This window comes from Shewanella sp. WXL01 (assembly GCF_012263345.1).
Lineage (GTDB): Bacteria > Pseudomonadota > Gammaproteobacteria > Enterobacterales > Shewanellaceae > Shewanella > Shewanella maritima.
Window position 1 is genome coordinate 182921 of record NZ_JAAIKQ010000006.1, and the last position, 18177, is coordinate 201097.

Genomic DNA, 18177 nt, shown 5'->3' on the forward strand with positions numbered 1-18177 from the left:
GTCGCCTCCTTATCCCTGACTCAGTGTGAAGTCTAGTTGAACTGTCATGCCAGGTTGTTTTAGCGGTTTGCCATCAACAATCTTAGGCTTGTATTTCCACTTTTTCAAAGCGCGAATCGCTTCACGGTTGAATAAGCGCTTTGGCTCAGCTTTGATAACTTTTACATCTTCAACGCCGCCGACTTCGTTAATGGTGAATGAAAGCTGTACCCAACCTTCTTTACCATCACGAGCTGCAGCAATCGGATATTGTGGCTCAATACGGACGATAGGTGTAGCGTCGCCATCACGAGTCATCATGTTACCCAGTTTGAATCCGGTGTTCACACCGCCTGAAGCAACGCTGCCCATGTTGAAAGACATACTAGTATCGATGTCTGACGAACTTTCTGGCGGAGGTGTGTCCGGCAAAGGTGGCTGCTCAGGTGGTGTAGGTGGCTTAGGTTTTACCCTAGGCTTATCCTGCACTTTCGTATCCTGCTGTTCCATACTGATCTCAATTACAGGAGTATCAGTAGAGGTGTCGGCGCGCTTAGCGCCGCCACCGACCAAGAAGGCCATGAAGACAAACAGGCCGAAAGTAACAGCAGCACCTATAATGAGTGATACTATTGCTCTCAACATATTAGTCTTTCCCCGCAGAAACCGAGATCTTGTCGATACCCGCTTTCTTCACGTTATCCATAACCTTGATAACAAGGCCATGTTCGGCTTCTTTGTCTGCTTCAATTAATACTGATGCTTCAGGTGACTCGGCAAGCATACGCTCAACGTTTGCAGTCACACGCTCGATATCAACCTGACGGTTTTCCATCTTGATGACACCAGTATTGCTTACACCGATAAAGATGTTTGCAGATTTTTGAGTTGTCGCTGTAGAAGCCTCAGGCTTCTTATAGTCAAGGCCAGATGGCTTGATAAACGACGTTGTTACAATGAAGAAGATCAACATGATGAATACGATGTCAAGCATCGGTGTCATATCTACTTGTGCTTCTTCTTCTACACTTGAGTGCTTTTTACGTGACATTTTAAATACTCTCTCTAGTGGTGAGGCAAGCTATCTTTTAGCTTTTCAATACTGATTTTCATTTTTGCGTCTAAACGTGTGCTAAAGAAAACACCCGATAGAGCAGCGACCATTCCTGCCATAGTCGGCATTGTCGCCATTGAAATACCAGCTGCCATCATACGAGCGTTACTCGTACCATGTACTGCCATCACGTCGAATACTTGAATCATCCCGGTTACGGTACCTAGTAGACCAATCATAGGACAGGTCGCTACTAGTGTTTTGATGATCAGCATACGAGCATTCATATCTTGCTTCGCTTGGGATACCCAAGCTTCACGGATACGGTGCGCATACCAAGAGGTTGAGTCCTCTCTGTTATTCCATGTTTCGATAATGTTTTTGTGAATTGATGGTGCTGTAAAGTTTACATACCAAAAACGCTCAAGCATTAGTACCCACATTAGGAATAGCACTGCCGCAACCAACCAGAGGACGTCGCCTCCGGTGGCCATGAAGCCCCTGACGGAATCCCAGATGTCCATCAGGTATAGCATCATTACGCGTTCCTCTTCTCAGCGTGCTCAGCAACCAAGCCGGCACTTTGCTCTTCTAGAACTTGAACAACAGACTTACTACGAGCGATTACGATTGCATGCATAAGCATCAATGGTAGTGCAGCAACAAGACCTTGTACGGTAGTCATAAGAGCCATAGAAATACCACCCGCCATTAGACGTGGGTCACCCGTACCGAACAACTGAATTGTTTGGAAGGTTGCGATCATACCGGTAACTGTACCTAGTAGACCCATCATTGGCGCGATAGCCGCTAGAACCTTGATAATAGAAATACGAGCTTCAAGCGCAGGTGTTTCTTTCAAGATAGCTTCGTCAAGTTTTAACTCAAGCGTTTCAACATCAACGTCTTTGTTATCTTGGTAAGTCTGTAAGATACGACCAAGTGGGTTGTTACCTGGATTTTCGATATCTTTACGTTGACGGCTAACTTGAGCACCAACTACGTATAGTTTGATTAGACGCTCAATAGCAATAAGTGCACCGAAGATAAGAAGACCGATAATGATGTAACCAATAGTACCACCCGCTTCGATACGCTCTTCAATCGTCGCTTTTTGAGTGAATACGCTTAGCAGAACACCGCGAGCCGGGTCAACGAATAGTTTTTCGTAACCAGAAGTCGCATTGTTGAAAGACTTAACGCTCGAAACTTGTTCTGCACCAGGCTGTTGAGAAAGCTCTTGGATTAGACCTAGGTCAGCGTTATATACAACGTATTGACCGTCAGCAAGTAGGTTGTAAGCACCAACACGAGTCACTTCGGTATTGCGAACACCACCGTCAAGACCAGTTACGTCAGCGTTGAATTTAACAACTTTACCCGATTGAACCATTTCGAAAAGCTGGTCTTCCCAGAATTTTTCTAGTTCGTGAATCTTAGGAAGCTCTTTACGTGCACCTAGCTCGGCGATAAAAGTATCACGACCTGGGAATTGTGCAGTTACATTTGAACCAACAAGCTTACCAGCGAAATCACCAGCTTCACCTTTAACAACACCGAACATTTCACCCAAGTCACCTTGAGCAATTTTACGGTCTTCTTCTAGTTGAGCAATTTTACGCTCGTTGTCAGTAAACGCTTGCGCAAGATCTTTACCACGTTGAACTTCAGCAGCTAAAGCCGCTTTTTCACGCTTTAGTAAAGCCGCTTTGTCACCACGTTCGTTTAAGAACTCAGCTTCACGCTTTTTATTGGTTTTGTTTGCATCTGCACGGTCTTTTTGAACTTGCTGCAATAGCTGATCAATTGTCTTAGGTGCATCTGCCGCACTAACCATACCTGAGGTTAGTGAAATAGTAGCAGCAACGATTGCTGTAGAGATAAACTTTTTCATTACTGTGCAGCCTCCGCAGCTGGGATAGGTAGAGCGAACATATCAGGTGCGCCTTGACCGCGAGCCTGCTTAATTGCTTTGCTTAAGTTACGAAGGTAAGTAGCTTCTAACTTGTCCCAACCTTTAGTTTCTGCGTTGTACATCCATGCAGATTTTTGATCTTGGCTTTGTGCGTATAGTGCGACACGACCGAAGTTTAAGAAGTCAACTAAGATTTCTTTACCATCGATATTAACCTGACCAGTTTGTGCATTTAGCTTGGTACCGTATTCACGCTCGATGTTGTAAGCATCTAGAATTAGACGGTATTTTTCAGCAAGTGTTACTTCTGCAGTGTTTAGGATGTCTTTTAGACGCTGAACACGCTCTTGACGAGTTTCTAAGTTAAATGGAAGGTCTAGTGCAATAAACTGCTCTAGCGCATCAACCATTTTAAACATTAGTGGTACAACGCCTTGACGCAGTTTATCAACGCCATCGATGTCGTCTTGGATAAGCTTCATTGTAGCTTCTTGGTCAGCCACTAATCCCGCGACATAATCGTTATAAGATTTTAGTGATTCGCGTTCATCAGCAACACTGCCGTACTCAAATAACATATCTTGAGCTTGGTCAAAATATTTATCTACTTTCTTCTGCGACGCAGCTGTAGATGCATGGATCTTGCTATCAGCTTTTTGCACGTCGGCAAGAGAGTTAGCAACTGCAAAGTTGCTGCCAGCAAGTGCCAGCGCGCCAACAAGTGCAGTAGCGATTTTTGTTCTATTGCTTACCTTGGACATAGTTCCCAACCAATTTGATGTGAATTATAAAGTTTAACTAAGGCTGTAACATTAACACCTACCATGTTAATAAATGTTAAATTCAGCTAAGTTTATCTTTCTCTTGTGATTGTTAGTTTTTCTTCCCTTTTCTATGCCAGCTAGGGCATAGACCCGCTCGCATCATTTCACAAATTGTTGACCTGTGTCAACAATTTGAACTGCTGAAAATTAACTAATGAGCCTTTGAATCAAAATTTAAACTATACCGCCCATTTTATAAACTAAACCTACGTGTGATTGAGCTTTTAATTTTGTACCCAACAGTTGGTAGCTACACATACTCGCTCTGAATCGCCATAATAAGGCGCAACTTCATGGGAAAGGTATGAGGGAAAAATAACTAACTCTCCTTCTTTTGGTTGCAAAGTTCGTAATCCTGACGAGTATGGCTGTACAAGATTGGAATTGGATGGGTCTCGATACATAGATAGTGCTTGATTAGGGTTAAAAAACCGTATAGCCCCTGAATCATTATAACGAGGGTCTGGGTTACCTGTACGCACATAGTAAACCGCTGACCAAGCTGCCATAGGGTGATTGTGGGGGCCAATATATCCACGATCTCTAGTTATGTGAAACCAAGTATGATTCATAATTTGGCGGTAGTCAGAACGATCGTCACTTCTCTTGATGTTTTTTATGAATTGATATATTGACCCTAACATGTATTGCCGAAGCTCTTGAACTGCTTCATTTTTATGTGAAAACAAGTTCATTTCACTCTCAAATATGTTCCTTTGTATCGTAGGTGTGCCAATCACATTCCTATACTTATCTCCTTGCTCCTGAATCGATTTAAAATAACTGTAAAGAGCATCATTTAATTCCGTGGGTTTCTCTTTTTGACATCTAGCAACAGGCACGGCAAATAATGAGTTTACTTCCATAATTACTAACCTTCATAGTTTGTTACGACAACGCTTATCCCCTCGCCTCTGCGGCTACGCCTATATAAAATTACGTGAGACTATAAACACATTTCATTGTGCATTTTCGCTAGAAAAATTAGAACTATTGGCACAACTAGCAGAAACTTATAAATAAGCAGGCAAAAAAAAAGGCAGTATCAACTGCCTTTTTAAAAATTTACATCTTATCAATTAAAACTGAATGTTTGCTTGTAAATACCAACGACGACCTGCTAAGTCATAAGTATAAATGTCTGTATTAGAGTCGTTGTAGCTAACATAGTACTCAGGTTGAGTATCGAACAGGTTATTCACACCCAATTGTAGCTTAACATTCTCTAAAACATCATAAGATACTGACGCGTCATGATACCAAACTGCATCCAAGAATAGATTGTCTGGGTTAGCGTAAGCATTAATCTCAGCAGCACGCTCTTCAGGAGTTAGACCATTCAAAGAATTATCTTCTAGACTATGGATATAACGAATCTGGTAGTTCGCTGCCCAATTGTCACCTGATACGTTTAGACCAAGATTAGACTTCCACTCAGGAATAGAACCACCATTCGACGTCGCGAAACCGACATAATCAGTATATTCACCAGCGCTATCAGTAGTAGAGTTTTCTTTAACCCAAGTAGTTTCCCAGTCGATTCTCCAATCTACGCTAGCAGCTTCAAAAGCGTATGCTACGTTAGCATCTACACCAGAAGTAACTTCTACGTTAGCATTCTCTTTAAGACGAAGCATGCCATCAACCTGGCCACCAGCATCACGAATGAAATCTTTACAGAATGGCGCGTCTGAACCAACACCGCCGCCCACAGCGCTGTAACACTGCTCAAGCTTGTAGGTTGCACCAATTGTTCCAATTGCATCTTCAATTTCAATATTGTAGTAATCTACTGTTAAAGATAGTCCATCAACAAGTGCACTTGCATCGTAAACAAAACCAACAGTGTAAATATCTGCTTTCTCAGGTTTCAAGTTTACGTTACCACCAACGATAGCACGTACTTGACCATCATCCTGCTCCGTAAAACCAGTACCTGCTAGGTCAGCTTCACAGTTAGCTTTGATAGTTGCATTTGGGTTGTTTTGGTAGTTGTTACAAACGTCGGTGTAGCCGTCAAATGAATCACTAGCACCTTGGTTTAAGTCGTTAATCGAAGGGGCGCGGAATGCTTGGTTAGTGTATTTACCACGAACCATCAAGCCTTCAATAATTGACCAAGTAGCACCAACGTTCCAAGTTGAATCAGAACCGAAGGTTGAATAATCAAAGTAACGAATCGCTGCACTTAAATCTAAACGTTCAACACCTGGTAAGTCAGCAAGAACAGGGATAGAAAGCTCTAAATAAGCTTCGTCTACACTGAAATCACCTTTAGTTGGTAGTGTAGCGTTACCGCCACCTGCACCATACTGAGATAACACATCAGGGTTGTAGAACCCTTCTTCAGCGCGGTGTTCTATACCAGCAGCAACACCAAACCCACCTGCAGGCATGTCAAACAGCTCACCAGCGATATTTGCACCGTAGATTTCTTGAGTATTGAAACCAGTATCTACTTCGGTATAAGTAACATAGTTATTAGCGGCAGCTTGTTGCTCTGGAGTCATCCAACCTGTACCAAACCAGTTAGCACAAGGTACTTCATCAACACCGTTGCCACCCATTACACAAACATCTTTATCAATAGTTTCTGCAAATCTTTCTCTGTTAACTTGATTTTCAGTGTACGAACGACCATCGTTACGGCCATACTGGTAGAATACTTCCCAGTCAAATACACGCTCGCCTACTTCGAAGTTACCATTGAAACCAAACACAGCACGATAAGTGTCAGTGTTTTGCGAGAAAATACGTGGACCGATATCTGTCATACGACGAGTAGCGATAGTTACATCTTGAGCGTCGTCAGCATTCCAAACACCATCACCATTAACGTCATTAAAATAACCTTGATCAGCGAACCAACCATCAGGGTTAGTAGGGTTATAGTAGTAATCTGCTGCAGCTGTACCTAAATTATTCGGGCGAGTTGGAGCCATTTGCTGACTAGATGTACGTTTTGTGTACATAGCTTCAATAAATGTAGTAACGTTATCGCTTAGTTCATAAGTACCGTTAACATTCATTTGGAACTGTTTACGAGGCGTTTCTAAGTAACTTAACTCAGAATAGTTATATGAATCTTCAAAGAAGCTGTAAGGTTTGTAAGTTGGCTGGCCAGGTTGCACAGGACCTAGAGTTTGTCCACCAGGAAGGTACTGTCCTAAATTACCTCGTCCACCGACTGTACCAGACGAACCACCACAGAATCGATCAAGTTTGCCGTCACCATCTAGATCTAAGAATTCAAAGATCGGACAGTTAGAAAACTCACGATCCGCTTGACGAATTTCTTCTTTATCCGTATATCCCATGTAAGCTGAGATATTACCTTTATCGAAGTTAGTACCCATGGTTAAAGAGATAGTCGTTTCTTTACCATCACTCTCAAAGGTTTGACCTGTTTGAGCATTAAACTCTAAACCTTCATAGTCATCTTTAAGGATAATGTTCACAACACCAGCAACTGCGTCCGAACCATAAACAGCTGAACCGCCATCTTTCAATACTTCAATTCGTTTAATGAAGCCTAGTGGTACGTTGTTCAAATCGACACTAGAATCAGCGCCGATACCAGAGTTAACCATACGACGACCGTTAACCAAAACTAACGTACGCGCTGCACCTAAACCACGAATGTTAACAGTCGCTTTACCACCACTACCGTTATTCACGTTAGTACCTAATGCAGCACCAGAAGACGCTGTCATTTGACGTAAAACGTCGTCAAGACGGGTAATACCCATCGCAGCTATTTGGCCCGCATCAATCACAGAAACAGGGCTTGAGGTTTCCATATCGGTACGCTTGATGCGCGAACCAGTTACTTCAATACGCTCTACTGAGTCTTCGGCTGCAACAGCCATAGTTGGTGCAGTGAAAGCAGCAGCTGCTGCACCGCTAATTAGCGCTAAACGCACCGAATTAGCTAAGATATTCTTATGCATTGTCTATCTCCCTGGACATTTTGTTTTTTATTAGCCATCCCTTAAGGGCTGGTCTAACGATTTGGCGCCGCTATCAACACCATCACGTCTCGGACACAATAGAATCACATATGAAACAAGTTCGCAACATCTGAAACAAAAACAGTTTACTACAGTAGAGTCAAACGTTTAAAAACTGTACACAAAACTAAACATGGAGCTGTATAAACCCTTCCCTAAAAGACAAAAAAGTCAAACTAAATCATAACGATGCTCAATCAAGCATGCATAATTAAATGCTCACAGCTCTGTTAACATTTTTTTAAAACTAGTTTCATAGAAAATGTTACTTTTTAAGCGATTCAAGATAAACAAGGCCGAATTTGGTCTAATAACTCATATGAAGTTACCCATCTAATCGATCTCTGGATAAGGTAAATTAGCTACCGCTAATTAGTGGGTGGAGGCAAGTTTAACTAACTAGAACCATTGCAAATTATTAAAGCTCCCAGACTTTACAAAAAGCCTAATCGATTGATAACCATTTACTTAAGAAGATGGTTGAGATGTTTAAAAAACAAAAAAGCCGCTAACTTTTGTTAGCGGCCCTTAATAACAACCGATACACAGTACCGTTGGGTTAGCTCATCAATTACAAGAAGTAACGGATACCTAAACCTATACCATCGTGATCAGATTTTTTGTTAATTTCTTCTTGAGAGCCCGAGAAATCCGAGTTATCGAAACGACCCTCTAGGTATACGATAGTATTCTCATCCCAGATGTAGTGAGCACCAACAGCTGTAAATTGACGCTTAAACTTGTCACCGTTGTATAATGCTTCATAAGCATCGCCCGCCTCAAGTACGTTGTGCGAAACAAGTAGACGGATGTCATTGTCGAAGCGGTAAGATAACATTGTTTCTAGACCTTGAGCTTCAGGGATAATACGGTTTGCACCATCAGTATCGTGGAACTCTTGCTTGTTGTAGTTAGCAGCGAAGTAAAAACCCTTTGCTTCCCACTGTCCCCACTGAACACCACCACCGTAAATTTTATCAGTTTCAGTAAACGCTTCACCGTTATTGGTAGTCGCGTCAAACTCACCCGTGTTGAAACCTGCTGTTAGCGTAAGCATATCGGTTGCAGTATAAGTTACAGCTAAACCGTAAGTATTCGAGTATTCAAGTGTTTTAAGTGACGTTATAGCTGCAGCAAGTGGAACTGCGTCTTGTTGCTCTTCAATATTAATCTCTTGTTGATTCAACTGAGTTTGCACTGCAAAGCTAAAGTCGCCAAAAGAATTGCGATATTGAATAGTATTATCACCACGGCCAGTACCATTCACTGAACCATCGCCCTTATTAAAGGTATATGTACCAGAGGCATCACCATCCCAGGTATGGACAAGGTTGGTCGCGCCTACAACATCATACCAAGCACCCCACAGTTTACCCCAAGCAAGGTGACCGTATGTGTCATGTTTTACTTCAATATAACCAAGACGATTTGCAAGGAAGTCGCCAGACTGTGCATGTAGCTTTCCGTCATTGCTATAGTTTAGTGAACTGTTGCCAAATGGATTGACACTCCACTCAAACTTTGCGTTAGCTTCCCAGCCGTTACCCATTTGACGATCAAAACCGAAGTTGATGCGAGAAGCGCCATTTGCCATTGTCGTTTCACCGTTACCATTATAGATACGGCCATCAATGTAACCACCGATAGAAACTGCGTTCTTTTCATCTTTGTATACTTCAATTGCAGATGCTGTTGGTGCAATCATCACTGCAGCTAATGCTGAGGCAACTAACGTCTTCTTCATTTGTACTTACCTTCTTTAGTTTCACATGCTGAAATAAGTGATTAAGTTATTCCGCATATATTTTTGATGCATTGAAGCCTAGCAAAAAAAAAAGCGACCATTCAAAAATAGTCGCTCATCGCTAGGCTTCTTAAACTAAAGTGACACACCTGCACAAGAAACATTGACACGCAAGGAACCAGTTTGTAACAAACTGTCACCATACGGTTTAATATTTACATTAAATTAACATCATTTGATTACTAAGAAGATCTTCAAAATTTTGCTCCAATAGAGCGAGTATCGGCTCAGCTATAGGCTTAATCTGCCGCTCTATATAATATTCAGCATCGACGTTTTCTGGATCTAATTGCACTGGATATGCTCCATGTAGGGTCATCACATACTTTATCATTCTTCCTTTACGAGAATATTTCACGTCTTTTTTTTCTTCAGCCAAAATTAACGCTGCTTTTACATGGGGTGACGATTTCGCCGTATAATCCTCTGCATTTCGGCGCAGGCGCTTTTTAAATATTAAGTCTTCACTAAACTCCCCTGCACGCACCTGAGCAACAACTTGCCGTAAATACTCGATAACATCTTGCTGTTTAAAAAAGCGTGTATATAAAGCGAGCTGCACTTTTTTTGCTAACGGGCTCCAGTCACTCCTCACCTGCTCCATACCTTTAAATACGATATCCAAATCGCCCGCCACTTGCTTAGCCCCCACATAACGCTTCTTGCTGCCTTCGTCTGAGCCCCTTAAAGTTGGCATGATGAACTGCTGAAAGTGCGACTCGAACTCTAGCTCCAAAAAGCTGTCTAACTGATACTGCTCCTGACACCATTGTCGCCACTTGTTTGTCATCTGCTCTGCTAAGGTGCGCCCGACTTGTTTAACTTGCTCATCCGTTAGCTGCTGCTCGACCCACACAAAAGTAGAGTCTGTATCACCATATATGACCTTGTAGCCTAATTCTTCAATCCATTGTTTGGTAAGCTTCATTATTTGATGGCCGCGCATAGTAATTGAACTGGCAAGCTTAGCGTCATGAAACACACAACCTGTCGAGCCCAGCACGCCATATAAAGAGTTCATGATAATTTTGATTGCTTGCGACAAAGGGGCATTATTATCGTGCTTAGCTGTTTCACGTTTAGCTGCCAAATTGGCGATTAAGTCTGGCAAAATCGGCTGTTTACGATTAAAGCTTGCGTTTAAAAAACCGGGGATGGCTTTTGATACATCGCTTAACTCCACCTCAGTAAACGCCTGAGCTTCAATCAAACCTTTTGGGTCAATGAGAAACGTGCGAATAATTGAGGGATATAGACTTTTAAAGTCCAAGACCAGTACGTTGTTATAATAGCCAGGTATCGAGTCCATTACATAGCCACCAGGGCTTTCCAAACCTTGACTAGCAGGAAACGCTGGCGCGACATAACCTGCGCGATGTAAATGTGGCAAATAAAGGTTATTAAATGCGGCGACCGATGCCCCAACTCGGCCAAACTCAAGCCCAGTCAACTTTGCTCGCTCAAGGGCAAACTCAAGCAATTCAGTTTTAACAAAAATATCCCAAACTAGCCTGCAATCAGTAATGTTATACCTAGCTAACGCTTGCTTATCTTGATGAAACAAACGTATGATTTCATGACCACGGTTATCAACATGATCAATATCTTTCCCCTCCTCAAGCAAGGCTTGGGACACAAACTCAAGCGAGAAACTGTCAAACTGATAAAATGCGGCTTTTAGCCAATCAATACCATCGAGCACCACCCGCCCGGGTAGATTAAGTGTTTCAGGTCGATATTTATCTTCCACCTTCCATGACATTAAGGTTTGATTGCGCCCAATTCGCAGCGGCAACTGATATAGCGCACAACGCTTTGACAATAAGGCCAAATCAAACACCACAACTGCCCAACCAATAATGATGTCTGGGTCAAAATCAGCAAACCACTGAATAAGCGCTTGAAGCAATGAATACTCATCTTCAACCCAGACTATTTCAAGTGATTGTGCATCAACCTTAATATTGTCCACCTCCAAATCAGGGTTACCAACCATAATCACCAAATTGATCTGCCCTGCTTCACTTTGGCCGTACAAACCAACAGAGTACAGCTCACCTTGCATGCTGCACTCAAGATCGAGCGACACCATTTTGAGCTGATTCGCGGCTGAGCCTAGTTGATTGGGGGTTCTGGCATGCGTTGCAATAAACTCATTTTCGTTTTGATAATGCCCTTTAAACTGTGCTTCTAATGCAATAAAACGCTCAAACAAAAAACGGTTTTCAGGCTTGATATCAGCTTCAAATAGACTCACCCCAAGGTCGTTAGCTAGCTTTATTAACATTCTGTGCTGCTGAGCAGACTTACAATAGATGGCACAAACAACCTGATGACTAAAATTTTTAAGCCCGACTTCTTGATAGCGAAACTTAGCACCTGCTTTAATAAGTGCATCTATATTCTTGCGCTCACAAAAGCTCACCACTTCTTGATCGAACAGAGACACGCGCACAGGCCCATTGTCGGTTTGCAGATAGTAATGCAGCACTAACTGCCCTTGCTCAGTCACCGCATGGCGAGTTAGCACAATCCCTTGGATAGTTTCTGATGCTAATGATGATACTGGGGACACAAGTTTCCTTAAAAGATACTGCTTCTTAGCAAGCCATTTCACTGTTATTATGTACAGCATAATTTAGCTAAGCGAAATAACACAACACTAATGTTAACGGATAAAGTAAAAACCCAGGTTCGGGATATTTACAAACAAATAGCCAGTGCACTGCCAAATTTCCGCTCCCGCCGAGAGCAGAACTATATGGTGGCTGAGATCTCCAAAACATTAGCGGGTGACTATGACAAGCATCGCAAGATCATTGTTGTCGAAGCTGGTACAGGTATTGGTAAATCGCTTTCATATATCCTCGGCAGTATTCCACTAGCGCTCGCCAGCAAAAAGAAGGTGTGTATTGCAACCGCAACAGTCGCGCTGCAAGAACAGTTACTGCACAAAGACTTACCGTTTTTTCTGCAACAATCTGGTTTAGATTTTAAGTTCGGCCTAGTTAAAGGCCGTCAGCGATATGTATGCCTAGCTAAGCTAGATGCCATGATTGGCGCCGACGACTCACAGCTTGCTATGTGGCAAAGCAAACCCGATCAAAGCCAAATTGATAAGCTCAAAAAGCTTAGAGATGACTTTAAAGCGGGAAGCTGGAACGGTGAAATAGACACACTAAAGCAACCCATTGAAGATTTTTTATGGCAGCAGATATGTTGTGACAAACACAGCTGCCACAGACAAGTTGCCTCACATCACCACTGCCCTTTTCATAAAGCCCGTGAAGATGTTGAAACCTGGGACGTACTCATCGCTAACCACAGCTTGTTATTTGCTGATCTTGAGCTCGGTGGCGGCATCATTCTGCCCGATCCTGAAGACATGTTTTATGTCATCGACGAGGCGCATCACTTGCCCATCGTTGCCCGCGACTTCTCTAGTGCTCAGGCAACCTTGCGCGGCGCTAGCGACTGGATAGAAAAATCCACCAAAACCTGCAGTAAACTGCAAAGCCAGCTAAAAACTAATTTGATCATTAACCCAGTGCAACAAATGATCGACCTTAATGCTGAGCTAGTGGTACTACTCGATAAAGTCGCCCACTTTTGCGATACCCAAAATCACGCCTTTAATAATCCAGAGGGGCGCTGGCGTTTTGAACACGGTAAATTGCCAGCAACCTTAATGATGCTAGCGGAAGACTTAAACCAGGTATCGGGCAAAGCCGTTAAACAATTTAGCAAAATTATCTCAATTCTGACTGAAGCGATAAAAGATGGCGAGCTAGCAAAGCACTTAGCCGAAGCCAGCCTTGCTGAAACCGGCTTTATCTTACAGCGTCTAGAAAACCTCAACAAATTGTGGCGCATGCTGGCCAAAGAAGATAACAGTAAATCAGCTCCCATGGCACGCTGGGTTGAGAGCATGACAGGCAAGCAAAGCGACTATTTATTTAGCGCATCGCCAATTGAAGTAGGCTACATGCTTGAGTCTATGCTTTGGCAAAAAGCCGCTGGCGTGGTGCTTTGCAGTGCAACCTTGCGAGCTTTGAATAACTTTAACCATTTTGCCCATCAAGTGGGGTTATCACTCAATGATGGTAGCCGTTTTGTGGCGCTGCAATCGCCATTTGACTACCAAAATAACGCCACCTTATTTATTCCTGAAATGGACAATGAGCCCACGGCTGAAGGCTACACCGAAGAGCTAGCATCACAAATCTTAGCTTTATTAGAAGGTGAAATGGCTACCTTGGTGCTGTTTGCCTCATACTGGCAAATGGAAAAGGTGGCTGACTTAATTGAGCCTAAGCTCAAAGGCTTGCCTATGTTGGTTCAAGGCACTATGTCGAGGCAGAAAATCCTTGAGCAACATAAGCAGCGCTGTGATGATGGTGAGCCGAGCCTGATATTCGGTACCGGCAGCTTCTCGGAAGGTCTCGACTTACCTGGCGACTATTTAACTAACCTTATTGTGACTAAGTTGCCATTTGCTGTGCCAACCTCTCCAGTGGAGCAAGCCCATGCTGAATACGTAAAAATCAAAGGCGGCAATCCGTTTTTACAGCTAACTATTCCGGATGCTTCCAGAAAATTAATTCAGAGTTGTGGTAGATTACTGCGTAAAGAGCAAGACTATGGCCGTGTGACTATTTTGGACCGCCGCTTAGTCACCAAACGGTATGGCAAATCACTACTTGATGCCTTACCTCCTTTTAGACGCGTCATCGAATAGGTTTTTCTTTGGATTTATTGTTAGAGCCCAGTCATTGGGGCTTGCTTGCACTAATCGGCATTGTTGCTGGCTTTATCGACGCTATTGTTGGTGGTGGTGGCCTATTGTCCATTCCAGCCTTACTATCTGTTGGCGTACCGCCACATCTTGCTTTGGGTACCAACAAACTTGCCGCCTGTTTTGGCTCTATTACCTCAGCGTATACTTATTATAAGCAGCAGCTTTTTACCCCTAAGTTTTGGCGCACCACAGCCATTACCACCTTTATTGGCGCCATCCTAGGAAGCTTGCTGGTATTTATGGTCGATGCCGCAAGCTTAGAAAAACTGTTACCGCTACTTATTATAGTCATCGCCATCTACACCCTTATTAGTCCGCAGGCTCTGGGGCAAAACATCACCTCAGCGCCGAACCAAACTTCTAATCACACCAAGCAAAGCGTGCAGGGGATCATGCTAGGCGGTTATGATGGTTTTGCAGGGCCTGGAATTGGCGCATTTTGGACCGTGAGCTCAATAAAGCTGCATAAACTCCCCTTATTACACAGCTGCGGCCTTGCTAGAGCAATGACATCTATTAGTAATGTAACGGCACTAGTTGTATTTGCACTACTTGACCAAGTGTATTGGGTATTGGGCTTTTGGATGGGACTTAGCATGATGGCTGGCGCAGCGATTGGTGCTAAAAGCGCAATCCGCTTTGGTATCCCATTCGTAAAACCTATTTTCATTATTATGGTTGTCGCCATTGCCGGGCACCTTAGTTGGAGCGCATGGGCATGAGTTGGAGCGCGTGGGCATGAGTAGCCATAAACTAAATACTACGCAGCTTATCGATAAGCTCAAACAGCAGCTTAGGCAATTAGAGCAAGAAGCCCTGATACACGACGGTAACCTTGCACCAAACCATAGCAAGTACCTACAAGATATTGAGCGCTTTAACCAAAGCCTGTTTATTCAAAAAGGCGCTAAGCTCGCCCCTTGCATTGGGCAAATAAAAAAAGATATTAATCAACTAGAGAAATATTTATCGCTGCGAATTGGCTTTTCGACTCTCGAACAACGCTGCCAGAACATTCAAGATAAGTTTACTGCGTTAAAGCGCGCGCTAGGCTCTACCAACATCAACATTAAAGCCGAGCAGCAACGACGAGCCAGTAACCGTGCTCGCTATGCAAAAAGGCGCAACCAACAACATGACAATTCAGGTTTTGATTGGATTGCCAACAGTGTGATGCAAAACAGTCATCAAATTTATCAAGAATTGAATAAACATCTCAATTGGGCTAAAAAGATTGAACTAAAGATTGCGCAGTTGGAACTAAAGCTTGAACAATGTCATCCGACTGACAAACTCAAGTTACAAAATGAAATTTTACAAATGCACAAGCGACTAGGAAAGTGCAGACAGGCCATTAGTTATATTGAGGAAAGGATCCAATATTTCGAACGGCCGAACAATCGATACAACCGCTAAGGAGCGACAATGAAGTCATTCATGACCACAAGTGCAGCAGCGATCACCTTATTAGCTTCATCCACTGCGCTAGCAGCCAATCTTTCAATCCCAATGGCGTTTGAATACCTTGCATTAGATGGCAAGGAAATCAACACCAATATGTTTACCCATAAGTCTGATCTTGAGCTCACCCAAGGCACGCATAAAATAGCTATTCGCTACCATGACATGGTTGAAGACGACTTTAGTGACGCGCAAACTTTTTATAAGTCTGCCCCTTTTATCGTGACATTAGAGGTTGATGGTGATTACGAATATCAGCTTCGTACACCAAGTGGTGATTACGCCAAAAACCCAAAGAGCTATGTTAAAAAGCCGCAGGTGATCATCAAACGCTCAGATAAAGGCAATGTGAACTATTCAGTGCAGCTAACAGATCTAAAAGAAGACTCATTCGTCGCCAACCTTTTCAACGGTGGCAAGAATGACAACTTCGATGAGCTTTCAGTACAAGCAACGTCATCATCTGCAGCTAAAGCACAAGCCGCAATGAAACCTGCGCCAAAAGCTGTAACACCCGTTGCTGCAGCCACAGTGGTGACCACAGCAACGGTTGCACCAGCTAAAGAAGTTGCCCCAGCTCAAACGGGCTCTCAAGCTGAGCAAATGCTACAGTACTGGTGGTTACAAGCTGATGAAGAAACTCGCAAAGAGTTTATGAGCTGGGCAATCAAACAGCTTTAATGGCTTTTCCTTACGTCTATCACGCCAGCTATTCTGAGCTGGCGTTACCTGACAATCACAGATTCCCCATCAACAAATACCGTGATCTATATGAGCTTGGTACAGAGCATGGCATATTGGAACAAACGCGTTGTGTCACTCCTGATGCCATTGACATCAATGAATTAAAACAAGTTCATTGCCCTGATTATGTCGATAGTTTTATCAATGGCACACTTACACAAAAAGCTATGCGCCGCATTGGTTTTCCATGGAGTGAGCAATTGGTCAGGCGCTCACGTCATGCCGTTAACGGCACTAAACTCTGTGTAGAGCTTGCCTTGGAACATAACGTCGCCGTAAACCTTACTGGTGGTTATCATCACGCCCATTATGACTTTGGCAGTGGTTTTTGTATTTTCAATGATTTAGTCATCGCAGCTCACCACGCAATCAACCACTATAAGCTTGATAAAGTGCTAATTATTGACTGTGATGTGCACCAAGGCGACGGCACAGCCACCTTGTGCCAGTCTGTACCCGAGTTAATTACCTGCTCTATCCACTGCGCGAAAAACTTCCCTGCTCGAAAACAAATATCAGATCATGACATCGAGCTAGAAAATGGCTGTAATGACAGCGAGTACTTGGCAATACTCAGCCAATCGCTGCCGCTACTCATCGCCATGCACCAGCCTCAGTTAATCATTTACGATGCTGGTGTCGACATTCATCAAGATGATGACCTCGGCTATGCGGCAATCTCTACCCAAGGACTGATGCTGCGCGATCAACTTATTACGCAATTAGCGCAGTCACAGCAAATTCCGATTGCTGCAGTCATAGGTGGTGGCTATAGCCGTAATAGGCAGCAACTTGCCGAGCGCCATTACCAGCTTTTATCTGCGATAAACACTACCTGCTGCGAATAAGATGTGCTAAAAATAACCTATAGGCAGCAAGAAAAACGCCACGCCAAAATGAATAGGTTTACCTTAGGAATTGGCGGCAACAATAATCGCCAACAGGAATAAAGCGGAGCAATTATGCAACTCGATATACGTAACTACTATGAAGTGCTATTAATGGATGTACTGCGTGACGAAGGCTTGATTGACGAACTACCTGAAGACTATCTAGCAGACTTATGCTGTGTCACCCTCAATCAGCTACCCGTGCGTTATATTCGCCATCTGGTCGATACTTACTTTTTTGAGGACTACAACGAGCTACAAGAGATGCGCCGCGAGATATACAGCGCGCTTGAAAAATCACGTGCTTTCTTAAAAGCTAACTTGCAAAAAGAGTTGCAGCGACAGCAAGAACTTGAGGAACAAGAGTAACCGAGGGCTTGGCGCTCAAGACAAGAAAGATAGCTAAATGAGAGACACTTGGGGAAGTTTGGAGGTTCCCCTAGAGCCACACCCCGGCACACGAGTCGCCTGCTGCGGTTGCTCCCTTCCGGGCCTGGCCGAGTTCACAAGTTATCGTTGCGAGGGGACCCTAGGGTCACCACAGATTTCAAGCCATAATTGCTTGAACGCGGTGGATTATCCACTACACTTTTAACTGAATCAAGCCCAATCATCAGATTTATTACAAATTCCCAGTCAAGTGAATATCAAATGAGCTAATAGCCACAACATCACCCTGTATTTTTAACCTACCAGTA

15 protein-coding genes and 1 other RNA gene are annotated in these 18177 nt (G+C 43.4%); 6 read left to right on the plus strand and 10 right to left on the minus strand.

The genetic code is table 11. The features are described 5' to 3' along the window. Positions 1 to 9: 9 nt before the first annotated feature. The 9 genes from G3R49_RS14670 to G3R49_RS14710 all read right to left on the minus strand — a co-directional run bounded on the left by G3R49_RS14670 (position 10) and on the right by G3R49_RS14710 (position 12161). Entirely contained in the window at positions 10 to 624 is a 615-nt protein-coding gene (locus G3R49_RS14670) for an energy transducer TonB (protein ID WP_130601959.1), read from the minus strand. A gap of 1 nt (position 625) precedes the next feature. Next, a complete protein-coding gene (locus G3R49_RS14675) occupies positions 626 to 1030 on the minus strand; it encodes a biopolymer transporter ExbD (RefSeq protein WP_130601957.1) in 405 nt (134 codons plus the stop codon). A gap of 14 nt (positions 1031 to 1044) precedes the next feature. Then, the gene (locus tag G3R49_RS14680; protein WP_130601955.1) at positions 1045 to 1572 is read right to left on the minus strand and encodes a MotA/TolQ/ExbB proton channel family protein; all 528 of its coding nucleotides are present in this window, start codon (positions 1570 to 1572) and stop codon (positions 1045 to 1047) included. After that, positions 1572 to 2927, minus strand: coding sequence for a MotA/TolQ/ExbB proton channel family protein (locus tag G3R49_RS14685; protein ID WP_130601953.1), 1356 nt, complete (start codon positions 2925 to 2927; stop codon positions 1572 to 1574). Before G3R49_RS14685 ends, G3R49_RS14680 begins: the two co-directional genes overlap by 1 nt. Further along, the gene (locus tag G3R49_RS14690) at positions 2927 to 3709 is read right to left on the minus strand and encodes a DUF3450 domain-containing protein (protein WP_130601951.1); all 783 of its coding nucleotides are present in this window, start codon (positions 3707 to 3709) and stop codon (positions 2927 to 2929) included. The genes G3R49_RS14685 and G3R49_RS14690 overlap by 1 nt, the downstream gene beginning before the upstream one ends. A gap of 287 nt (positions 3710 to 3996) precedes the next feature. Beyond that, on the minus strand, positions 3997 to 4638 hold the full coding sequence (locus G3R49_RS14695) for a TIGR02466 family protein (RefSeq protein WP_130601949.1): 642 nt from the start codon (positions 4636 to 4638) through the stop codon (positions 3997 to 3999). A 213-nt stretch (positions 4639 to 4851) separates the two neighbouring features. Then, positions 4852 to 7722, minus strand: a complete 2871-nt coding sequence (locus G3R49_RS14700; protein WP_130601947.1) for a TonB-dependent receptor — start codon at positions 7720 to 7722, stop codon at positions 4852 to 4854. Between the two features lie 631 nt (positions 7723 to 8353). Further along, positions 8354 to 9526, minus strand: a complete 1173-nt coding sequence (locus tag G3R49_RS14705; RefSeq protein ID WP_167870188.1) for a porin — start codon at positions 9524 to 9526, stop codon at positions 8354 to 8356. 220 nt (positions 9527 to 9746) lie between these two features. After that, positions 9747 to 12161, minus strand: coding sequence for a DNA polymerase II (locus G3R49_RS14710; protein WP_348633933.1), 2415 nt, complete (start codon positions 12159 to 12161; stop codon positions 9747 to 9749). A 90-nt stretch (positions 12162 to 12251) separates the two neighbouring features. On the opposite strand from G3R49_RS14710, the gene dinG reads away from it, so the two are divergent. The 6 genes from dinG to G3R49_RS14740 all read left to right on the plus strand — a co-directional run bounded on the left by dinG (position 12252) and on the right by G3R49_RS14740 (position 17848). Further along, the gene (gene dinG / locus G3R49_RS14715) at positions 12252 to 14324 is read left to right on the plus strand and encodes an ATP-dependent DNA helicase DinG (RefSeq protein WP_167870190.1); all 2073 of its coding nucleotides are present in this window, start codon (positions 12252 to 12254) and stop codon (positions 14322 to 14324) included. Between the two features lie 8 nt (positions 14325 to 14332). Further along, positions 14333 to 15106, plus strand: a complete 774-nt coding sequence (locus G3R49_RS14720; RefSeq protein ID WP_167870191.1) for a TSUP family transporter — start codon at positions 14333 to 14335, stop codon at positions 15104 to 15106. Between the two features lie 16 nt (positions 15107 to 15122). Then, positions 15123 to 15800, plus strand: coding sequence for a primosomal replication protein (locus G3R49_RS14725; RefSeq protein ID WP_130601937.1), 678 nt, complete (start codon positions 15123 to 15125; stop codon positions 15798 to 15800). A 9-nt stretch (positions 15801 to 15809) separates the two neighbouring features. Next, positions 15810 to 16526, plus strand: a complete 717-nt coding sequence (locus G3R49_RS14730; protein ID WP_167870192.1) for a DUF2057 domain-containing protein — start codon at positions 15810 to 15812, stop codon at positions 16524 to 16526. After that, complete coding sequence (locus G3R49_RS14735) at positions 16526 to 17437, plus strand: histone deacetylase (RefSeq protein WP_167870193.1); 912 nt, start codon at positions 16526 to 16528, stop codon at positions 17435 to 17437. The genes G3R49_RS14730 and G3R49_RS14735 overlap by 1 nt, the downstream gene beginning before the upstream one ends. A 114-nt stretch (positions 17438 to 17551) precedes the next feature. Then, positions 17552 to 17848: a late competence development ComFB family protein gene (locus G3R49_RS14740; RefSeq protein ID WP_130601931.1), complete on the plus strand. Its 297-nt coding sequence runs from the start codon at positions 17552 to 17554 to the stop codon at positions 17846 to 17848. Between the two features lie 67 nt (positions 17849 to 17915). Here G3R49_RS14740 and ffs read toward each other — a convergent pair. Beyond that, positions 17916 to 18012, minus strand: an RNA gene (gene ffs, locus G3R49_RS14745) — signal recognition particle sRNA small type. Positions 18013 to 18177 lie beyond the last annotated feature (165 nt).